General features: G+C 68.6%; 14 protein-coding genes, 1 other RNA gene and 1 pseudogene. 14 read left to right on the top strand and 2 right to left on the bottom strand.

Going from position 1 to position 20,309, the window contains the following annotated elements; translation table 11 throughout:
* A partial coding sequence (gene dnaX, locus E5198_RS00485) for a DNA polymerase III subunit gamma/tau (protein WP_256658919.1) occupies positions 1-1,418 on the bottom strand: 1,418 nt, incomplete at its 3' end.
* Positions 1,419-1,909: 491 nt separating this feature from the next.
* Between dnaX and E5198_RS22280 the strand changes: the two are divergent.
* Together E5198_RS22280 and E5198_RS22275 are read left to right on the top strand one after the other, a co-directional pair.
* Positions 1,910-2,932 (top strand): annotated as a pseudogene (locus E5198_RS22280) (cache domain-containing protein); the annotation flags it as partial.
* A gap of 144 nt (positions 2,933-3,076) precedes the next feature.
* The gene (locus tag E5198_RS22275) at positions 3,077-3,778 is read left to right on the top strand and encodes a methyl-accepting chemotaxis protein (protein ID WP_372239853.1); all 702 of its coding nucleotides are present in this window, start codon (positions 3,077-3,079) and stop codon (positions 3,776-3,778) included.
* Between the two features lie 317 nt (positions 3,779-4,095).
* Here the strand turns inward: E5198_RS22275 and ffs are convergent.
* Positions 4,096-4,192: signal recognition particle sRNA small type (gene ffs / locus E5198_RS00475), an RNA gene on the bottom strand.
* Between the two features lie 293 nt (positions 4,193-4,485).
* Between ffs and E5198_RS00470 the strand changes: the two genes are divergently transcribed.
* The 12 genes from E5198_RS00470 (at position 4,486) to E5198_RS00415 (ending at position 20,213) form a co-directional block, all read left to right on the top strand.
* Positions 4,486-7,422: an ATP-binding protein gene (locus tag E5198_RS00470; RefSeq protein ID WP_136488048.1), complete on the top strand. Its 2,937-nt coding sequence runs from the start codon at positions 4,486-4,488 to the stop codon at positions 7,420-7,422.
* A gap of 830 nt (positions 7,423-8,252) precedes the next feature.
* The gene (locus tag E5198_RS00465) at positions 8,253-8,546 is read left to right on the top strand and encodes a hypothetical protein (RefSeq protein ID WP_136488047.1); all 294 of its coding nucleotides are present in this window, start codon (positions 8,253-8,255) and stop codon (positions 8,544-8,546) included.
* Between the two features lie 135 nt (positions 8,547-8,681).
* Positions 8,682-9,224, top strand: a complete 543-nt coding sequence (locus E5198_RS00460) for a polysaccharide biosynthesis/export family protein (RefSeq protein ID WP_136488046.1) — start codon at positions 8,682-8,684, stop codon at positions 9,222-9,224.
* 25 nt (positions 9,225-9,249) lie between these two features.
* Positions 9,250-11,508 (top strand): polysaccharide biosynthesis tyrosine autokinase, encoded by a 2,259-nt coding sequence (locus tag E5198_RS00455; RefSeq protein WP_136488045.1) that lies wholly within the window; start codon positions 9,250-9,252, stop codon positions 11,506-11,508.
* Positions 11,509-11,555: 47 nt separating this feature from the next.
* Positions 11,556-12,281 (top strand): tyrosine-protein phosphatase, encoded by a 726-nt coding sequence (locus tag E5198_RS00450; RefSeq protein ID WP_136488044.1) that lies wholly within the window; start codon positions 11,556-11,558, stop codon positions 12,279-12,281.
* A 104-nt stretch (positions 12,282-12,385) separates the two neighbouring features.
* Positions 12,386-13,663 carry a Vi polysaccharide biosynthesis UDP-N-acetylglucosamine C-6 dehydrogenase TviB gene (tviB, locus tag E5198_RS00445; RefSeq protein WP_136488043.1) on the top strand — a complete coding sequence of 426 codons (1,278 nt, stop codon included), beginning with the start codon at positions 12,386-12,388 and terminating at the stop codon, positions 13,661-13,663.
* Between the two features lie 137 nt (positions 13,664-13,800).
* The gene (locus E5198_RS00440; RefSeq protein WP_136488042.1) at positions 13,801-14,820 is read left to right on the top strand and encodes an SDR family oxidoreductase; all 1,020 of its coding nucleotides are present in this window, start codon (positions 13,801-13,803) and stop codon (positions 14,818-14,820) included.
* A 75-nt stretch (positions 14,821-14,895) separates the two neighbouring features.
* On the top strand, positions 14,896-15,864 hold the full coding sequence (locus E5198_RS00435; RefSeq protein WP_136488041.1) for a Gfo/Idh/MocA family protein: 969 nt from the start codon (positions 14,896-14,898) through the stop codon (positions 15,862-15,864).
* On the top strand, positions 15,861-16,445 hold the full coding sequence (wbpD, locus tag E5198_RS00430) for a UDP-2-acetamido-3-amino-2,3-dideoxy-D-glucuronate N-acetyltransferase (protein WP_136488040.1): 585 nt from the start codon (positions 15,861-15,863) through the stop codon (positions 16,443-16,445). The genes E5198_RS00435 and wbpD overlap by 4 nt, the downstream gene beginning before the upstream one ends.
* On the top strand, positions 16,446-17,501 hold the full coding sequence (locus tag E5198_RS00425) for a GNAT family N-acetyltransferase (RefSeq protein ID WP_136488039.1): 1,056 nt from the start codon (positions 16,446-16,448) through the stop codon (positions 17,499-17,501).
* On the top strand, positions 17,498-18,919 hold the full coding sequence (locus E5198_RS00420; protein WP_136488038.1) for a polysaccharide deacetylase family protein: 1,422 nt from the start codon (positions 17,498-17,500) through the stop codon (positions 18,917-18,919). Before E5198_RS00425 ends, E5198_RS00420 begins: the two co-directional genes overlap by 4 nt.
* Positions 18,920-18,938: 19 nt before the next feature.
* Positions 18,939-20,213, top strand: coding sequence for a glycosyltransferase (locus E5198_RS00415; protein ID WP_136488037.1), 1,275 nt, complete (start codon positions 18,939-18,941; stop codon positions 20,211-20,213).
* The last annotated feature ends 96 nt before the right edge of the window (positions 20,214-20,309 follow it).

Raw genomic sequence — 20,309 nt, 5'->3', positions numbered from 1 at the left:
GCCTCGGTGCGCTCCGCGGGAGCCGGCGGGCGGCCGGCCGGTTCGGGACGTGCGAGCGGCTGCGCCGGGCGCTCGGTGGGCACCGGCGGCTGCACCGCAGCCCGGCGTACCGGCGGGACACTCTCGGCAGGCGGCAGGTCCCAAGGCACGTCCACCGGCTCGGCCCTGACGCCCCGGGCCTGCTCCGCAGCGCTCGCCCGCGGTGCGACCGGCTCTTCGGCGAGTGGCGCCATGCGTGGTGCAGCTGCCTCAGCCACCGGAGCCGCCGCGGAATCGGTGGTGGCTTCACCGATCCCCGGCGTCTTTAGCGTTGTCGTCGGCGCCGCCGCCGCATCGGCCGGGCGGAACGCCAGCATGCGCAGCAGCACCATCTCGAAGCCGCTGCGCGGATCGGGGGCCAGCGGCAGGTCGCGGCGGCCGATCAGGCCCATCTGGTAATAGAACTGCACGTCCTCGGCAGGCAGCGCGGCGGCCAGCGCCAGCACCCGCTCGCGGTCGCCCTGACCATTGTCCACCGCATCCGGCAGCACCTGGGCGATGGCCACCCGGTGCAGCACGTTGAGCATCTCGGCCAGCACGCCGGCCCAGTCGGGGCCCTGCTCGGCCAGCTGGCGCACCGCCTCGAGCAGCGCGCGGGCATCGCCGGCCAGCAGTGCCTGCAGCACGCCGTAGACCTGACCATGGTCGAGGGTGCCGAGCATGGCGCGCACGTCGGCGGCCAGCACCTTGCCCTCGCCGAAGGCGATCGCCTGGTCGGTGAGGCTCATGGCATCGCGCATCGAGCCGTCGGCGGCGCGACCGAGCAGCCACAGCGCATCCGCCTCGAAGGGAATCTGCTCGACGCTGAGCACGTGGGTCAGGTGCTCGACCACCCGCTCCGGCGGCATGTTCTTCAGGGAGAACTGCAGGCAGCGCGACAGGATGGTGACCGGCAGCTTCTGCGGGTCGGTGGTGGCGAGCAGGAACTTGACGTGCGGCGGCGGCTCCTCGAGGGTCTTGAGCAGCGCGTTGAACGAGTGCGTGGACAGCATGTGCACTTCGTCGATCAGGTAGACCTTGTAGCGCCCGCGGGTCGGCGCGTACTGCACGTTGTCGAGCAGCTCGCGGGTGTCCTCAACCTTGGTGCGGCTGGCGGCGTCGACCTCGATCAGGTCGACGAAACGGCCCTCGTCGATCTCCCGGCACACCGAGCACTGCCCGCACGGGGTCGAGCTGACGCCCTGCTCGCAGTTCAGGCACTTGGCGAGAATGCGCGCGATGGTGGTCTTGCCCACCCCGCGGGTGCCGGTGAACAGATAGGCGTGGTGCAGGCGCTGGTTGTCCAGCGCATTGATCAGGGCCTTGAGCACATGGGTCTGGCCGACCATTTCACGGAACGAGCGCGGACGCCACTTGCGGGCAAGGACCTGGTAACTCATCGAATCGGTTCGCTACTGCTGTGTTGAGCGTGGGTCACCATGCTAGCGAAGCGCGGGGCAAATTGCACTGACGAGGGCCGAGCGGCCGGGCAATTGCACTCCCCGGCCAGCCGGGAGACGGATGCAGTGCGGCCCCTGCGAACGCACGCCAGGCGCAAACCCCGGCCGTCAAGCCTGCCTCCGACAGCCCATTGACCGCGCCAGCGGCGGAGCGATAACCTCCGCCACCTCCCGATTCCCACGCCACCGGACACGCCAACGGCCCGGCCGCCCAGCTGCAGCCGGACGCCAGGTGCTTCGCTGCATTTGCCGGAATAAATCAAACAATTAGCGGCAAGGAGATCTGACGCCCACGAATATCAATAACTTAATAATCATCAGAACAATAACAAGCTAATAAATACAGGATCGGCAGCTATCCCTGTCGGCCCCACAGACTCCAGGAGAACAGCTCCACAAGAGCCCGCTTCCCCTGACCGAGGTTCCTCCCCATGTTTTTCTCCCTGAAAGCCCGCATCCAGCTCACCAGCCTGGCCATCATCGCCCTGGCGATGGCCCTGGTATCCGTGGTCAGCTATTTCACTGTCAAGTCCCACTACGAGGATACGATCAAAAGCAACCTTGATGCCGTCATCAAGAGCAACGTCGACAACATCGAGCACTGGGTGAGCTCCAGCATCACCATGGTCGAGGCCGCCCGCAGCCGCATGCGCGAAGCGGACCAGCTCCCAGCACTGCGGCAACTGGCCGAATCCGGCGGTTTCGCCATGGCCTACATGGCCAGGACCGACGGCAGCCTCATCAGCAGCGACGGCTGGCAGCCCGGCAGCGACTACGATCCGCGCCAGCGCATCTGGTACCAGGAGGCCGTCAAGGCCGGCAGGACCGTGCTGACCATGCCCTACACCGACATCAGCACCGGCGCACTGGTGGTCACCATAGCGACCCCGGTGACGCAGGATGGCCAGTTGCGCGGCGTCCTCGCCGGCGACATCACCCTGGCCAGCATCATCGCCAGCGTCGCGGCGATCCGCCCGACCCCGGAGAGCTTCGCGTTCCTGAGCCGCAAGGGCGAAACACTGATCGCCCACCCCGACGCCAAGCTGTCCCTGCAGCCGGTCACCATCCTGAATCCGCTCCTGACCCCGCAACTCCTCGCTGCCGCGACCCGGGACGACCACTGGCAGCAGATGGAGCTCGGCGGTCGCAGCAGGCTGCTGCGCGTGACGCCGATCGCCGGCAGCGAATGGGAGCTGGGCGTCGCCCTTGACAGCCACGAGGCGACCAGCGGCCTGCGCGCCATCATCCAGTCCTCGCTGGCAACCCTGCTGGTCGTCACCCTGAGCGCCGCCGTCCTGCTCGGCCTGTGGCTCAAGCGCGCCTTCGTCGGCCTGATCCACGCCCGCGACGCCATGGAAAACATCGCCAGCGGCACCGGAGATCTCACCCGGCGCCTGCCCGTCAGCGGGCGCGACGAAGTGGCCCAGATCGCCGGCGCATTCAACCGCTTCGTCGGCAAGGTCGAGCAGGTGCTCATCGACATCCGCGACAGCAGCGAATCGATCCGCCTGGCCTCCGACGAGATCGCCCAGGGCAGCCAGGACCTCTCCGCGCGCACCGAATCCACCGCTGCCAACCTGCAGGAAGCCTCGGCCTCGATGGAGCAGCTCACCGGCACGGTAGGCCTCACGGCGGAATCCTCGCAGCAGGCCAGCCAGCTGTCCCAAGGAGCGACCCGGGTCGCCTCGCAGGGCAGCGAAGTCGTCGCGCAGATGGTCCAGACCATGGGCGACATCGATGCCGCCTCGCAGCAGATCGCCGAGATCGTCAGCGTCGTCGACGGCATCGCCCTGCAGACCAACCTGCTGGCGCTCAATGCCTCGGTCGAAGCCGCCCGCGCCGGCGAGCAGGGCCGCGGCTTCGCCGTAGTCGCCAGCGAGGTGCGCCAGCTGGCCAGTCGCAGCGCCGCCGCCGCACAGCAGATCCGCCAGCTGATCGACGCCTCGGCCGACAAGACGCGCAACGGCGCGGAGCTGGCGCAGAACGTCGGCGAAAGCATGGAGCGGGTCGTGGCCAGCGTAGACCAGGTCGCCGGGGTACTCGGCGAGATCAGCGCAGCCACCCGCGAGCAGAGTCAGGGCATCGCCCAGGTCAACCTCGCCGTCGCCGAGCTGGACCGCATGACCCAGCAGAACGCCCTGCTGGCCGGCGAGTCCACGGCCGCCGCCGCCCACCTGCGCGAACAGGCACGCCGCCTGAGCCTTTCCGTAGGGGCATTCAAGCTGTCCGGCGCCGCGCCCGAGCCCGCCCCGCTGCGCTCGACTCCGCACCAGCAGGAGGCGGAAGCCGTGTTCCTGTGACCTGTGCGCCTGGCGGATAGCGCCAGGCGCACAAGCCCGCGACGTGGCGCCTGAAACCGTCAGGCGCCGCGCTTCGGCCTGGCGCACCCGGCAGCGCAGCCAGCAAGCGCAGGCGAAACGGTCGTGCCACAAACCGGCGGACAGGGGCCGTCCGCAGACGCCATGAAAAACGGTGGCGCATGGCAATGCAGGACGAGAGGGACAGACGGGAAAGGTGCGTCAACCGCCACCAGGGGCGATCACGTCAAATCGGAGCGTAGGCTGGCCTGCGGAAAAGGCCGGGGAGAAAAGCTGCAGAGGAGCAGAAATGGAGGTGGCCCCACCAGCCACACCCCGGCACACGATGTCACCGCTACGGCTGCTCCCTTCCGGGCCTGACCGGGTTTACGGCTGATCGTTGCGGGGGGACCGATGGAGCCACCATAACGTACCCGCCAGTCGGCGAGCCGCGCCATTGTAGCGAGTCGCGCGCAAGTTACAACCCGGCAAGCGAAAAACTCTGCGTCACGATCTGGCGGCCGGGCGGATCGCCATTACATGCAGCAGGTCTGACCTGCATCAATATGCAAAGTGGATCACAAAACAAGCGCATTGAATTATCATCGCACCGCAAGATTCGCCGTTCTCGCCCCCCAGGCGACCGACAACGCCTCGGCAGCCGATCCCTTGCCTGAGCAGAGCCCCCAGCGCGACCGAGAGCCCAAGGAATGCAGGACAACAAGAAAACCACCCTCCGCGGCTGGATGTGGCGTGCTTTCGTGCAGAGCGCACTGATTCCGCTGGTCCTGGTGGAGACCGTGCTGATCGCCGCCTACCTGCTGACCAACAGCTCGATTCGCGAGGCACAGATCGAGCACCTGCGCGAAACCGCGCTGAGCGATCTGAAGACCGCCGCCCAGCAGGAAGCGCACCTGGTCAGCGAGCGGCTGGCCGCCATCGCCAAGCTCACCGACGTCTACCGCCACCAGATCGACAGCGTCCTGCGCGCGCCGGGCTACCTGGTCGACGAAGCGGAGCGCCAGCGCCACACCCGCACCGAGGATGGCGTGCTCTATACCCGTACCGACGACGGCCGGGCCGCCTCCTTCTACGCCAACAGCACCCCGCCCGAACGCCAGGACCTCGAACGCGTCCTGCGCCTGGCCCAGCTCGACCCGCTGATGAAGAGCCTGCACAGCGCCAATCCGCTGATCGCCTCCATCTACTTCAACACCTGGGACAGCTACAACCGGATCTACCCGTGGTTCCACACCCCGTCGCAGTATCCCCACGACATGGTGATCCCCAACTACAACTTCTACTACCTCGCCGACACGCGTCACAACCCGCAGCGCAAGGTGGTGTGGACCGACATCTACGTCGATCCCGCCGGCCAGGGCTGGATGATGTCGGCCCTCGCACCGGTCTACCGGGGCGACTTCCTCGAAGGCGTCGCCGGCCTCGACATCACCGTCGACACCATCCTGCGCGAGATCGCCGGCCTGCAGGTGGCCTGGAACGGCTATGCGCTGCTGGCCAGCGGCGAACTCAACATCATGGCCCTGCCCCCCCAGGGCGAGCGGGACCTCGCCCTCGCCGAGCTGACCAGCCACTCTTACGACGAGGCCATCCGCAAGGAGATCTTCAAGCCGGCCGACTTCAACCTCGGCAAGCGCCCGGACACCCTTGCCCTGGCCCGCGCCATCAGCCGCGCCCAGACCGGCATCGAGGCTCTCGTGCTGGACGGCAAACCCAAGCTGGCGGCCTGGGCGACCATCCCGGAAACCGGCTGGAAGCTGATCACCGTGGTCGACGAGGCCGAGGTGTTCAGCAAGACCAACACCCTCGCCGAACGCTACCAGCAGATCGGCTACCTGCTGATCGCCGGGCTGGTGCTGTTCTACCTGCTGTTCTTCGCGGTCATGTGGCTGCGCTCGCGCCAGCTGGTCGACCAGCTGCAGCAGCCGATCGACGGTGTCACCGGCATGATGGCGCAGATCGGCCAGGGCAACTGGAGCCCCGAGCGCGCCCAGTCGAGCATCGACGAACTCGACCGGATGGCCAGCGCCGCCGCCGTCATGGGCGAGCAGCTCGCCCGCAGCGAAGCCACCCGCCGGCAGGCCCAGGAGCAGCTCGCCCTGGTTCTCGACTCGACCACCGACAGCGTCTGGGAGATCGACCTAGACCAGCGGCGCATCCACATCGAGGGCCGCTTCCTGGAGCGCTTCGGGCTGGGCGAGCCGGACATGGCGCTGGAGGCCTTCTACGCCCTGGTCCACCCCGACGACCTCGAGGCGGTGGTGGTCTGCCACGAACATCCCGAGCAGCACCCCAGCGACAACTACACCATCGAATTCCGCTTCGCCGACGCCTGCGGCATCTACCACTGGCTGCTCAGCCGCGGCCGGGCGATCGCCATCGATGTCGAAGGCCGGGCGCAGCGTCTGGTCGGCACCCACGTCGACATCGATGCCCTCAAGGCCACCCAGGAGGCCCTCAGCCAGGCCAGCCAGCAGGCCCAGGCCGCCAACGTGGCCAAGACCCGCTTCCTGTCGAGCATGAGCCACGAGCTGCGCACGCCGCTCAACGCCGTGCAGGGCTTCGCCCAGATGATCCAGCTCGAACTGCTCGAGCGTCCCGAGGAAACCGGCCTGCAGCAGTATGCCGGCGAAATCCTCGCCGCCAGCAGCCACCTGTGCCTGCTGGTCGACGACATCCTCGACCTGGCGCACATCGAGGCGGAAAAGACCAGCGTCAGCCTGGAAACCGTCGATGCCCGGCAGATCATGAGCGAGTGCATCGAGCTGATTCGCCCGCAGACTCGCGAGCAGCACCTGCAGCTGGAAAGCCACCTGCCCGAAGGCTGCCTGCTGGTGCGTGCCGAGCCGCGGCGCCTGCGGCAGATCCTGCTCAACCTGCTGAGCAATGCAGTGAAGTACAACCGTCCCAACGGCCTCATCTCGCTCAGCTACAAGACCACCCCCACCAGCCTGCGCCTGATCGTCGAGGACACCGGCCTCGGCATCGACGCGGACAAGCAGGCGCTGCTGTTCAAGCCGTTCCAGCGCCTCGGTCACGAGAACAGCACCATCAAGGGCACCGGCATCGGCCTGGTGCTGAGCCGCGAGCTGGCCGAACTGATGCACGGCCGGCTCGGCTTCAGCAGCGAGTCCGGCATCGGCAGCACCTTCTGGATCGAGCTGCCGTTCAATCCGGCGATGCAGCGCGGCAGCGCCGGCCAGCAGCGCGCCACCCCCACGCCGCGCCTGCGCATCCTCTACGTCGAGGACAACCGCGCCAGCCAGATGCTGGTGCAGAAGGCCCTCGCCGACCTGGGCGAGGTGGAGGTGATGGAGAACGGCCTGGAAGCCCTGCACTGGATCACCGAGAACCCTCCGGAACTGCTGCTGCTCGACATCGACCTCCCCGGCCTGCAGGGCGACAGCCTGCTGCGCAGCCTGCGTCGCAACGCGCGCACCAGCGAACTGCCGGTGATCGTCATCAGCGCCGGAGCCCTGCCCGAGGACTTCGCCCAGGTCAGCGACCTCGACGTCATCAGCTACCTGACCAAGCCGCTGAAGATCCACGCCCTGCGCGAGGCGGTGCTTCGCGCCTGCAGCCCGCGCTGCGCCTCCGGCAGCGATGCATCGGCACCCGCCATCTGATCCGCGGCGCTGAGCGAGCGCCGCAGGTGCGTGCCTGCGGCGCCCGCCAGCCCTCGCCGCTCCGGGCAGCAGGGGCGGACGCCCCCTCCCCGCGGTGCGATACCCGCGCTGCGGACGCTCTCCCATATGTACCTGTCGCCGCGCCGACAGATAATCCGAAGTAATTTTCTACCAGAACATATAAATAGTCCGGCGCATATATACCAGATCAACCAACTTGCAAGTCGACAACCATAAAACCGCAAACCGGAATATACGAATATCCCGGTATTAATTTTCTACCAGCGCAATTAGCAATCCTGCACAACAACAAGAACGACAAACAGGCGCGAACGGCCCGCACGGCCAAAGTGCCATGCAGGCTACAAACAAGAATTGAATGCAGGACTCCCGTCGGCGAACTTCGCCTGCACGCGGACGAGCGTCAAGGCGAAGCGTAAAGCCCCGCCGCAACCGCTCTGGAAAGCCACTTCTGGGAAACGCTAGGGACCTTGCCCACCCTCAAGCGATGCGTCCATACCCCACCCCTGTCACTCGAAAACCCTTCAACAAAACAACTTCCAGCACTTCATAAAGTAGACGCCGAGCGAACGCTCAACAAGTAACCAGACTGCCTTTACGAGTTGCAAAGCCGCACTACACTCACGTCCATAAGCACGCTTCAAGTGATGCTTTCCACGAATTGCCATCGACATTGCAAAGACTCGTTTTCAAGAATTTGCGGTAAATCTTGGGGCGGTAGCGTGCCCGGAACAGCCTGTCAAACAGCAGCTATCCGGCAGCACCCGCCAGCCGACAGGCGACCCGCCCCGGCCGCGAGGAGATTCGACATGCGCAGCATCCTGATCCCCCTTTCCCTGACGCTGGCGCTGGCCGCCACTCAGGCCGTCGCGTTCCCCGCGGCGCCGGACGCCCCACGGTTCGCGGCCAGCCCCCTGCTGCTGGCGGTCGACGAGTCGAGCGCCGAACAGCGGGACGCCAGGCCCGACCAGGCGGCCACCCCAGCCACGCCGGCGAAACCGGGAAGCGCGGACGAACCGGCCTCGCCGGCGAAGCCTGCCACCCCCGGCGAGGAGCGCCCCCCCGGCAATGGCCGCGACCAGGCGCCTGCCAGCCGCAGCTGACGGCCGGCCCCAGCGCGGCGCGGACAGACAAAGCGCCGCGAACAGGAAGGCCTGTCGCTCGAGCATTCGGTTGCGGCAGATGCGGGCGCCATCGGCGGCGCCCGCTGACCTCCACACGTCACCAGAGAACGCGCCATGATCCTCCGTCACCTTCTCCTGGCCCTGAGCCTCGGCCTGCTCCTGCCCCACGGCGGCGCCGTGCGGGCGGAAGGCTACTCCACCTACAAGCTGGCCTCGGGCGACATCATCGCCATCAGCGTGTTCGGCGAGCCGGATCTCAGCTTCCCGGAGGTCCGCCTCAACGACGCGGGCATCTTCTCCTACCCCTTCCTCGGCGACATCCAGGCCAGGGGCAAGACCGCCGCCGAGATCGAGCGGATGCTCGCCGAGCGCCTCAAGGGCGGCTACCTGGTCGACCCGCGGGTGTCGGTCAGCATCCTCAGGTACCGCGAGTTCTTCATCAGCGGCGAAGTGAAGACCCCCGGCGGCTACACCTTCCAGCCCGGCCTGACCCTGCGCCGCGCCGTGGCGCTGGCCGGCGGCCTGACCGAGCGCGCCTCGACCAGCCGCATCACCATCATCCGCGACCAGGATCCCCAGCGCCGTCCCGAGCGCGCCAGCCTCGACACCCCGGTGATGCCGGGCGACACCATCACCATCGACCAGGGTTTCTTCTGACCCACTGAGCAGGGGGCCTTCTGCCATGGACACCACCGCCCGACACCAGGCGCGCACCTGGATCGCCAGCCGCCTGACGAGCGACGCTCCCGACATGCTGCAGATGTGGCAAACCATCTGGCGGCGCAAGTGGGGGATTCTCGCCCTGATCCTGATCGTCATGATGGTGGCCGCCCTGGGCACCTTCGCCGTCACCCCGACCTACCGGGCCACCGCCACCCTGCTGATCGAGCAGAAGAAGGCCAACGTGGTCTCCATCGAGCAGGTCTACGGGGCCGAGGGTACCGGCAACGAGTACCTGGAAACCCAGTTCCAGCTGCTCAAGTCGCGCGCCCTGGCCGAACGGGTGGTGCGCCGCCTGGAGCTGACCAGCCACCCCGAGTTCGATCCGCGCCAGCAGGACGGTCCGCTGATCGACGTGCGCGGCCTGCTGGCCGGCTTCAGCAGCGTGGCCGAGGCCAACCCCGCCACCGGGACGCAAAGCCTGCCGGAGAATGCCGGCGGCCCGAGCGAGGCGAAGATCTTCGACGAGGTGACCCGCGAACTCATGGCCCGGGTGACCATCGAGCCCATGGGCAAGAGCCAGCTGGTCAAGGTCATGGTCGACATGACCGATCCGGAGCTGGCGACCCGCGCCGCCAACGCCCTGGCCAACGGCTTCATCGAGGCCCAGCTGGAAGCCTCCATGGACATGTCCATGATGGCCACCACCTGGATGAACAACCGCATGGTCGAGCTGCGCAGCAAGCTCAAGGACGCCGAGTCCCGCCTGCAGGCCTTCCGCGAGAAGGAGAACCTGGTGGACGTCGGCGGCGTCGCCAGCGTCAGCGCCGCCGAACTGACCGCCACCAGCGACCGCATGATCGATGCCCGCCGCCAGCGCGCCGAGGCGCAGAGCCAGTACCGCCAGGTGGAATCCATGCGCAAGGGCGGCTGGGAGAAGCTCGCCACCATCCCGGCCGTCCTCGGCCACCCGCTGATCCAGCAGTTCAAGTCCGACGAGGCCAAGGCCCGCGCCAAGGTCGATGAGCTGTCCAAGCGCTATGGCTCCCGCCACCCGGCACTCGAGGCCGCGCGCTCCGATCTCGCCGCCGCCTCGGCCAGCCTGCGCGGCCAGGTCGAGCAGATCGTCGCCGGCATCGAGCGCAACTACCAGCTGGCGGTGGCCAACGAAGAGTCGTTGCGCGCCTCGGTGGAATCCAACAAGGCGCAGATCCAGAAGATCTCCCGCAAGGAGTTCGAGGTCCGCGAGCTGATGCGCGAGGTGGAGGCCAACCGCACCCTCTACGACACCTTCATGACCCGCCTGAAGGAAACCACCGCCACCGCCGACCTGGAGGCGGCCAATGCCCGCGTGGTCGACCCGGCGGTGCTGCCCAGCGCGCCGATCCGGCCGATGAAGGGCCTGATCGTCGGCCTCTCCGGCATCCTCGCGCTGGTGTGCAGCGTCGCCATGACCCTGCTGCTGCAGATCCTCAACAACACCTTCAAGAGCATCGAGGAGGTCGAGAGCAAGCTCAACCTGCCGGTGCTGGGCATCCTGCCGCTGGTCAAGAACCGCCAGCGCAGCCAGATCGCCCACCTGTTCAGCAGCAACGAGGACCGCAGCTTCAGCGAGTCGATCCGCACCATACGCACCGGCCTGGTGCTGTCCGGCATGGCCGAGCCGCACCGCATCCTGGTGGTCACCTCCTCGCTGCCCGGCGAGGGCAAGAGCACCGTGGCGGCCAACCTGGCCTACGCCTTCGGCCAGTTGGAGAAGGTGCTGCTGGTCGACGCCGACCTGCGCCGGCCGACCCTGGCGAAGAACTTCAAGTTCCCGGTGGGCACCCCCGGCCTGGCCAACCTGATCGCCGGCACCGCCAGGGTCGAGGACTGCATCAAGACCATCGAGGGCATCGACATGCTGTGCGCCGGCGCCGTGCCGCCGAACCCGCTGGAGCTGCTGTCCTCGGAACGCTTCGCCGCGGTCATCGAGGATCTCAGGAACCGCTACGACCGGGTGATCATCGACTCGCCGCCGATCCAGGCGGTGAGCGACGCCACCATCCTCGCCACCCACGCCGACGCGCAGATCTACGTGATCAAGTCCGAGACCACTCCGGTGCCGCTGGCGCAGAAAGGCGTCGGACAGCTGCTGCAGAGCAACTCGCCGGTCACCGGCGTGGTGCTCAACCAGGTGGACGTGCGCAAGGCGCAGAAACAGGGTTACCACTACGGCGGCTACTACGACTACTACGGCTACACCAGCAGCCAGCCGGCCACCGAGGCGCAGAAGGCCTGAAGGCCTGCGCCGCGACCCGCTACCGGCGGACAACAGGGAGTTCGTCCATGATCGACCTGCACAACCACCTGCTGCCGGGCATCGACGACGGTGCCCCCGACCTCGACACCGCCCTGGAGCTGGCGCGCCTGGCGGTCGCCGAAGGCATCACCCACCTGGTCTGCACCCCGCACATCCACCCCGGGCGCTACGACAACGACCTCGCCAGCATCGCCGCCGCGCGCCAGCGCCTGGTCGCCGGCCTGCAGGAAGCGGGCATCCCGCTGCAGGTCGCCGCTGCCGCCGAGGTCCGCTACAGCACCGAGCTGATGCAGGGCATCGAGCAGGACAGCCTGCCCTTCCTCGGCCGCTGGCACGGCAAGCGCGTACTGCTGCTGGAGCTGCCGCACGGCGAGGTGCCGTTCGGCGCCGAGCGCCTCACCGAATGGCTGCTGCAGCACGACGTCATGCCGATGATCGCCCACCCCGAGCGCAACAAGGGCGTGATGCAGTGCCCGCGCAAGCTCAAGCCGTTCATCGAGCAGGGCTGCCTGCTGCAGGTCACCGCCGGGGCCGTCGCCGGCCACTTCGGCGAGCCCGCCCGGCTGATCGCCTGCGCCCTGCTCGAGCTGGGGCTGGTCACCATCCTCGCCAGCGACGCCCACAACGTCCGCCACCGCCCGCCGGTACTCAGCGAAGGCATGCAGCAGGCCGCACGCATCGTCGGCGCGTTCCAGGCCGAACGCCTGGTCATCGACACCCCCTGGCAGATCGCCCGGGGCCACTTCGCCTGAACCGCGACACGGCCCGGATCCTGCGCGGACGCCCGGAAAGCGCCCCGCCGCTCTCCGCCCATGGATGGCCACGACCCACCACTGGCCCCATCAGGACGACCACCATGCACACGCCGGACGACATCAAACTCGCCATCATCGGCCTCGGCTACGTCGGCTTGCCGCTCGCCGTCGAATTCAGCAAGCATCGCCCCGTGGTGGGCTTCGACATCAACCAGGCGCGCATCGACGCCCTGCGCGGCGGCCATGACGCCACCCTGGAGGTCAGCGACCTCGAACTGCGCGAGGCCAGCCAGCTGCGCTACAGCGCCGACCTCGCCGACCTGGCCGCCTGCAACACCTTCATCGTCACCGTGCCGACGCCGATCAACGAGCACAAGCAGCCCGACCTGACCCCGCTGATCCGGGCCTCGCAGACCATCGGCCAGGTGCTCAAGCCCGGCGACCTGGTCATCTACGAATCCACCGTGTTCCCCGGGGCCACCGAGGAGGAATGCGTGCCGGTGCTGGAACGGGTGTCGGGCCTGAAGTTCAACGTCGACTTCTTCGCCGGCTACAGCCCCGAACGCATCAATCCCGGCGACAAGGAGCACCGCGTCACCACCATCCGGAAGATCACCTCCGGCTCCACCCCGGAGGTCGCCGACCTGGTCGACGCGCTGTACGGCCAGATCATCGCCGCCGGCACCCACAAGGCCGGCAGCATCCGCATCGCCGAGGCCGCCAAGGTGATCGAGAACACCCAGCGCGACCTCAACATCGCCCTGATCAACGAACTGGCGATCATCTTCAACCGCATGGGCATCGACACCGAGGCGGTGCTCAAGGCCGCCGGCACCAAGTGGAACTTCCTGCCGTTCCGCCCCGGCCTGGTCGGCGGCCACTGCATCGGCGTCGATCCCTACTACCTGACCCACAAGGCGCAGAGCATCGGCTACCACCCCGAGATCATCCTCGCCGGCCGCCGCCTCAACGACGGCATGGGCGCCTACGTGGCCTCGCAACTGGTCAAGGCCATGCTCAAGCGGCGCATCTGCGTCGAGGGCGCCAGCGTGCTGGTGCTGGGCCTGGCCTTCAAGGAGAACTGCCCGGACCTGCGCAACACCAAGGTGGTCGACATCCTGCGCGAACTGGCCGAGTACCACATCAGCGCCGACGTCTACGACCCCTGGGTGAACATCGCCGAGGCCCAGCACGAATACGGCGTCACCCCGGTCGGCGAACCGGCCATCGCCGCCTACGACGCCATCATCCTCGCCGTCGCCCACGACGAGTTCCGCAGCCTGGGCGCCGCCAACATCCGCCGCTACGGCAAGGACGAGCACGTGCTCTACGACCTCAAGTACCTGCTCGACCAGAGCGAGGCCGACCTGCGCCTGTAGCCACCGAATTGTGGGAGGCGCGCCCCGCGCCGCCAGGCGGACACGGTCTGCCGCGCTGCTGTTGCACCCGGCAGCGCGCCGCGGGCGACCTCCCACAAACCAGCACCGCGACTCCCTCCACCACGGAAGCGCCCACCATGTCCCGCTACCTGGCCCTGCAGCACGAGCTGGCCCGCAGCCACAAGACCTGGCTGGTCACCGGCGTCGCCGGCTTCATCGGCTCCAACCTGCTGGAAGCGCTGCTCGGGCTCGACCAGCAGGTGGTCGGCCTGGACAACTTCGCCACCGGGCACCGACGCAACCTCGACGAGGTGCAGGAACTGGTCGGCCGGCAGCGCTGGGCGAACTTCCGCTTCGTCGAAGGCGACATCCGCAACCTGGACGACTGCCGCCAGGCCTGCGAGGGCGTCGACCACGTCCTCCACCAGGCCGCCCTCGGCTCGGTGCCGCGCTCGATCGACGACCCGCTCGCCAGCAACGGCGCCAACATCGACGGCTTCCTCAACATGCTGGTCGCCTCACGCGATGCCGGCGTGCAGAGCTTCACCTACGCCGCCAGCAGCTCCACCTACGGCGACCACCCCGGCCTGCCCAAGGTCGAGGACGCCATCGGCCGTCCACTGTCGCCCTACGCGGTGACCAAGTACGTCAACGAGCTGTACGCCGAGGTGTTCGCCCGCTGCTACGGCTTCGCCAGCATCGGCCTGCGCTACTTCAACGTGTTCGGCCCGCGCCAGGACCCGGACGGCGCCTATGCCGCGGTGATCCCGCGCTGGACCGCGGCGATGATCCGCGGCGAGCCGGTGGCGATCAACGGCGACGGCGAGACCAGCCGCGACTTCTGCTACGTCGCCAACGTGGTGCAGGCCAACCTGCTCGCCGCCAGCGCCGCCGCCAGCGCCCGCAACCAGGTCTACAACGTCGCCTTCAGCAGCCGTACCGACCTCAACCAGCTGTTCGCCGCGCTGCGCCGCAGCCTGGCCAGCCACGGCGTGCACTACGCGCCGGCCCCGGTGTACCGCGAGTTCCGCACCGGCGACGTGCGCCACTCGCAGGCCGACATCGGCAAGGCGCGCCTTCTGCTCGGCTACGCGCCGCAGTTCGACATCGCCGCCGGCATCGCCGCGGCCATGCCCTGGTACATCGCCCACACCTGAACCGGAACCGGCCGCCCCTGCCCCGTGCAGGGCCGGCAGGACCAGCCACCCGCCACGCACCAGAAGAGCCAATCCATGAAGAACTTCGCTCTCATCGGGGCCGCCGGTTTCATCGCCCCCCGCCACATGCAGGCCATCAAGGCCACCGGCAACCAACTGGTGGCTGCGCTGGACCCCAACGACTCGATCGGCATCCTCGACAGCTACTTCCCCGAGGCCGACTTCTTCACCGAGTTCGAGCGCTTCGACCGGCACATCGACAAGCTGCGCCGGCGCAACCACGACAACCAGGTGAGCTACGTGTCGATCTGCTCGCCCAACTACCTGCACGACTCGCACATGCGCTTCGCCCTGCGCAGCGGCGCCGACGCCATCTGCGAGAAGCCGCTGGTGCTCAACCCGTGGAACATCGACGCGCTGCAGGAGATCGAGAAGGACACCGGCCACCGGGTCAACACCATCCTGCAGCTGCGCGTGCACCCGGCGATCATCGCCCTGCGCGAGCAGATGCTGAACAAGCAGTGCCCGACCAAGCACGAGGTGGACCTCAGCTACATCACCGCCCGCGGCCACTGGTACCTGCGCTCGTGGAAGGGCGATGCGCGCAAGTCCGGCGGCATCGCCACCAACATCGGCGTGCACTTCTTCGACATGCTGCACTTCATCTTCGGCGAACTGCAGGAAAACCGCGTGCACCTGTGCACCGCCACCAAGGCCGCCGGCTACCTGGAGTACGAGCACGCCCGGGTGCGCTGGTACCTGTCGGTGGACATCGACGACGTGCCGCGCGCAGTGCGCGAGGCCGGCCAGCGCACCTACCGCTCGATCACCGTGGATGGCGAGGAGATCGAGTTCTCCGGCGGCTTCACCGACCTGCACACCCGCAGCTACGAGGAGATCCTCGCCGGCCGCGGCTTCGGCCTGGAAGCCAACCGCACCGCCATCACCACGGTCGCCGCCATCCGCAACGCCAAGCCGCTGGGCGCCCAGGGCGACTACCACCCGCTGCTCAAGTCCCCCGCCTGCCTGAGGGTCATGTCATGAACCACTACCAGCATCCCAGCGCCATCGTCGACGAGGGCGCGCAGATCGGCGAAGGCTCGCGGGTCTGGCACTTCGTGCACGTCTGCGGCGGCGCGCGCATCGGCAAGGGCGTGTCGCTCGGCCAGAACGTGTTCGTCGGCAACCGGGTGGTGATCGGCGACCACTGCAAGGTGCAGAACAACGTCTCGGTGTACGACAACGTCACCCTCGAGGACGGCGTGTTCTGCGGGCCGAGCATGGTGTTCACCAACGTCTACAACCCGCGCTCGCTGATCGAGCGCAAGGACCAGTACCGCGACACCCTGGTGAAGCGGGGCGCCAGCCTCGGCGCCAACTGCACCATCGTCTGCGGGGTGACCATCGGCGAATACGCCTTCGTCGGCGCCGGCGCGCTGATCAACCGGGACGTGCCCGCCTATGCCCTGGTGGTCGGCGTGCCGGCCCGGCAGATCGGCTGGATGAGCGAGTTCGGCGAGCAGCTCGCGCTGCCGCTGCAGGGGCAGGGCGAGGTGCAGTGTCCGCATACCGGCGCGCGCTACGTCCTGGCAGGCAACACCGTCAGCAAACAGGAAGCCAGGTAAATGCTCGAACGAGTCGACTACCGGGAAACGCCTCTGCCGGCCGCGCAGGACTGGCAGCCCAGCGCCGCACCGCGCGCCGCCGCGCCCGCGGTGCGGGACAGGAAAGCCCTCTACCGGGAGTTCTCCGCCAGCGAGAAGACCCTGCCGATCTTCAGCCGCGCCTGGTGGCTGGACGCCAGCGCCGGCGCCGAGCGCTGGGACGTCGCCCTGGTCGAGAACAACGGCCGGGTGATCGCCGCGCTGCCCTACGCCATCGAGCGGCGCCTGGGCCTCACCCTGCTGACCCTGCCGCCGTTCACCAAGATGCTCGGTCCGTGGCTGCGCGAGAGCAGCGCCAAGTACGCCAAGCGCCTGGGCCAGCAGAAGGACCTGATGGAGGCGCTGATCGACCAGCTGCCGGCCTACGACCACTTCGACCAGAACTGGCACTACAGCCAGACTAACTGGCTGCCGTTCTACTGGCGCGGCTTCCGCGAGACCACCCGCTACACCTACCTGCTCGAAGACCTCGGCGACATGGACAAGGTGGTGGCGGGCTTCGAGAACTCCAAGCGGGCCAACATCCGCAAGGCCGTCGAGCGCGGCATCGAGGTGGTCTACGACATTCCCGCGCGCACCTTCTACGAGCACCACTGCCTGACCCTGGCCAAGAAGGGCGCGAAGATCGCCTACGGCTGGGAGGAGTTCCGGCGCATCCACGACGCCTGCTACGCCCACGGCGCCGGCAGGACCATCGCCGCCTACGACCGCCACGGCAACCTGCACGCCGCGCTGTTCGTGATCTGGGACGAGATGAGCGCCTATGCGCTGATCTGCGCCATCGACCCGGACTACCTCACCCATGGTGCGGCCTCGCTGCTCAACCAGCAGATCATCGCCTACGTCGCCGACAAGACCCGCCGCTTCGACTTCGAGGGCTCGATGATCGAGTCGGTGGAGCGTTCGTTCCGCCAGTACGGCGCGGTCCAGACGCCCTACTTCGCGGTCTCGCGCACGCCGTCGCGCCTGCTCAAGACCTTCCTGTTCCTCCGGGACCTGAAGGCAGGCACGCCATGAACGCCCGCAAGACCTGGCCCTCCCGCGCCGTCCTCGACTGGCTGGAGCACCTGCTCGCCGAGCGCTACGGCCACACCTTCAGCCTGCAGGACAGCGGCGGCGCCAGCATGCGCCTGAGCCTGCCGGGCAGCCCGGCGGCCATCGAGATCGACACCGACGCCACCACCTTCGCCCGCGCCGACTCCAGCCTGCCGCATGCCAGCTGGGCGGCCAGCCGCGAAGGCTGGCACTCGGTGCTCGGCAAGCCGCTGCCGGCGCCCGGCGGCAGCCGGCTGCGCTGGCCGCTGATCGAGACCACGCCCGGCGGCTACCGCATCCACTACGACCTGCTCGGCCTCGCCTACTGGATGCTGACCCGCCAGGAGGAAGTGGGGCGCAGCGACCTCGACGTCCACCAGCGCTTCCCGGGCACCGCCTCCCACGCGTTCCGCCACGGCTACCTGGAGCGCCCGGTGGTCGACGAGTGGCTGCACGTGCTCGGCCAGGTGATCCAGCGCCTGTGGCCGCACCTGCCGCTGCGCCAGCACCGCTTCGCCATCAGGGTGTCCCACGACGTCGACCGGCCGAGCCGCTACGGCTTCTGCTCGACGCGCGCCATCCTGCGCGTCATGGCCGGCGACCTGCTCAAGCGCCGCTACCTGCGCAGCGCCTGGCTGGCGCCCTGGGTGCGCCTGAACAGCCGGCTGACGCTGCACCCCGCCGACCTCGACAACACCTTCGACTGGCTGATGGACACCTCCGAGCGGCACGGCCTGACCAGCGCCTTCTACTTCATCTGCGGGCGCACCGACGCGCGGCGCGATGCCGACTACGAGCCCGAGCACCCGGCGATCCGCGAACTGCTGCGGCGCATCCACGCCCGCGGCCACGAGATCGGCCTGCACCCCAGCTACGCCACCTACCAGCGCCCGCAGGCCATCGCCGCCGAGGCCGCGCGGCTGCGCCGGGTGTGCGCCGAGGAAGGCATCGTGCAGGACGCCTGGGGCGGGCGCATGCACTACCTGCGCTGGGAGAACCCGACCACCCTGCGCGCCTGGGAGCAGGCCGGCATGAGCTACGACAGCACCCTCGGCTACGCCGACCGGCCGGGCTTCCGCTGCGGCACCTGCTTCGAGTACCCGGCCTTCGACCCGGTCGCCGGCCGGCCGCTGAAGCTGCGCATCCGCCCGCTGATCGCCATGGAGGAAACCATCCTCGAACCGCTGTACATGGGCCTGGGCCGCGGCGAGGAGGCGCTGCGCAAGTTCGCCGAGCTGCGCGAGCGCTGCCAGGCGGTCAGCGGCTGCTTCACCCTGCTCTGGCACAACTCGATGTTCGATACCCAGGCCGAGCGCACCCTCTACCAGCAGATCCTGCAGGGCGCCGCCCCCTGCGTGCCGCCCGCGCGAGCGGCGACCGTCCGCCTCAGCCGCGCCTGAACCGCCCCCGGAGCCCGAGATGAGAATCGCCCTGCTGGCCTTCCACTTCCGCCCCGACGAGGCGGTCGGCGCCATCCGCCCGGAGAACTGGGCCAACTGGCTGGCCGAGGAGCACGAGGTGCACGTGGTCACCCGCGCCGCCGGCGCCGGCCCCGGCGACGCCAGCGCGGATGCCGCCGCCCCCTACCGGGTGGTGCGTACCCGCTCGCGGGCGATCGCCCTGATCGAGACGCTCAACGCCTGGCGCAAGCGCGCCCGCCTGCAGCGGGCGGTAGCGCAGGCCGGCCAGGCCAGGGCAGCCGGCGGCCCGGCCAAGGTCGGCTCCGGCGTGCTGACCTACCGCATGCCCTGCCTGCACGACCTCTGGCTGCCGTCCGCCTACCGGGCGCTGCAGAGCATCCGTCCCGAGCTGGTGATCGCCACCCACAGCCCCTACATCAGCCTGGTCACGGCCCTGCTGTACTGCCTGAACCATCCCGACACCAAGCTGTGGGTGGACTTCCGCGACCTGTGGGCCGACGACCACAAGTCCACCGGCCTGCCGCCGTTCTCCCTGCTGGAGCGCTACCTGGAGAAACGCGCGCTGGCGCGCGCCGAGGTCGTCTCCACGGTCAGCCAGGGCCTGCAGGCGGCCCTCGACCGCTCGCTCGGCGCCGCGCGCACCCGGCTGATCTACAACTGCCCCGGCCAGTGCGCCGATGCCGCCGCCAGTGCGCCGCGGCCGGCCGGCGCGCCGCTGACCCTGAGCTACACCGGCAGCCTGTTCGACGCCTGGCGCGATCCGGCGCCGCTGCTGCAGCGGCTGGTGGCGCTGCGCGCGGACGGGCGGATAGCCCCGGACGCGGTGCGCTTCTGCGTGGCCTCGAACCACCCGGGCAGCCTGCTCGAGGTCGCCCACCGGCTCGGCGCCGAGGGTTTCGTCGACTTCCGCGGCGCCCTGCCGCGGGCCGAGTCCATCGCCCTGCAGCGCCAGTCGGACATCCTCGTCCTGCTCGAGTCGCCGGCCCCCGAAGCGCGCGGGGTACTGACCGGCAAGCTGTTCGAGTACCTCGCCACCGACAAGCCGATCCTGGCCCTCGGCCCCGACCAGCACTCGGAAATCAGCAGGGTCCTCGAGCAGCACGGTCGCCGGCTGAGCCTCGACGACCTCGAACGCATCCTCGACGGGCGAATGTCCCTGCCGAAGCAGCAGCCGGTCGACTACGCGCTCGTCTCCCGGCAGCAACTGCTCGCGGCCGTGCGCAGCCTGGCCGCGCCCGACCGCGATGCCGCGAGCTGCTGCCAGCCCCAGTAGCCCAGCGCCGTCCACGCCGTCCCGAGTCAACTCGCAGCACCGGAAGGGAACACCGGCCCCCCGGCCGTCCACAGCCACCATCGAGCCTCGGCCACC

Source organism: Pseudomonas sp. A-1 (genome assembly GCF_004801855.1).
Classification (GTDB): domain Bacteria; phylum Pseudomonadota; class Gammaproteobacteria; order Pseudomonadales; family Pseudomonadaceae; genus Geopseudomonas.
This window is presented reverse-complemented; position numbering and strand designations above follow the sequence as displayed.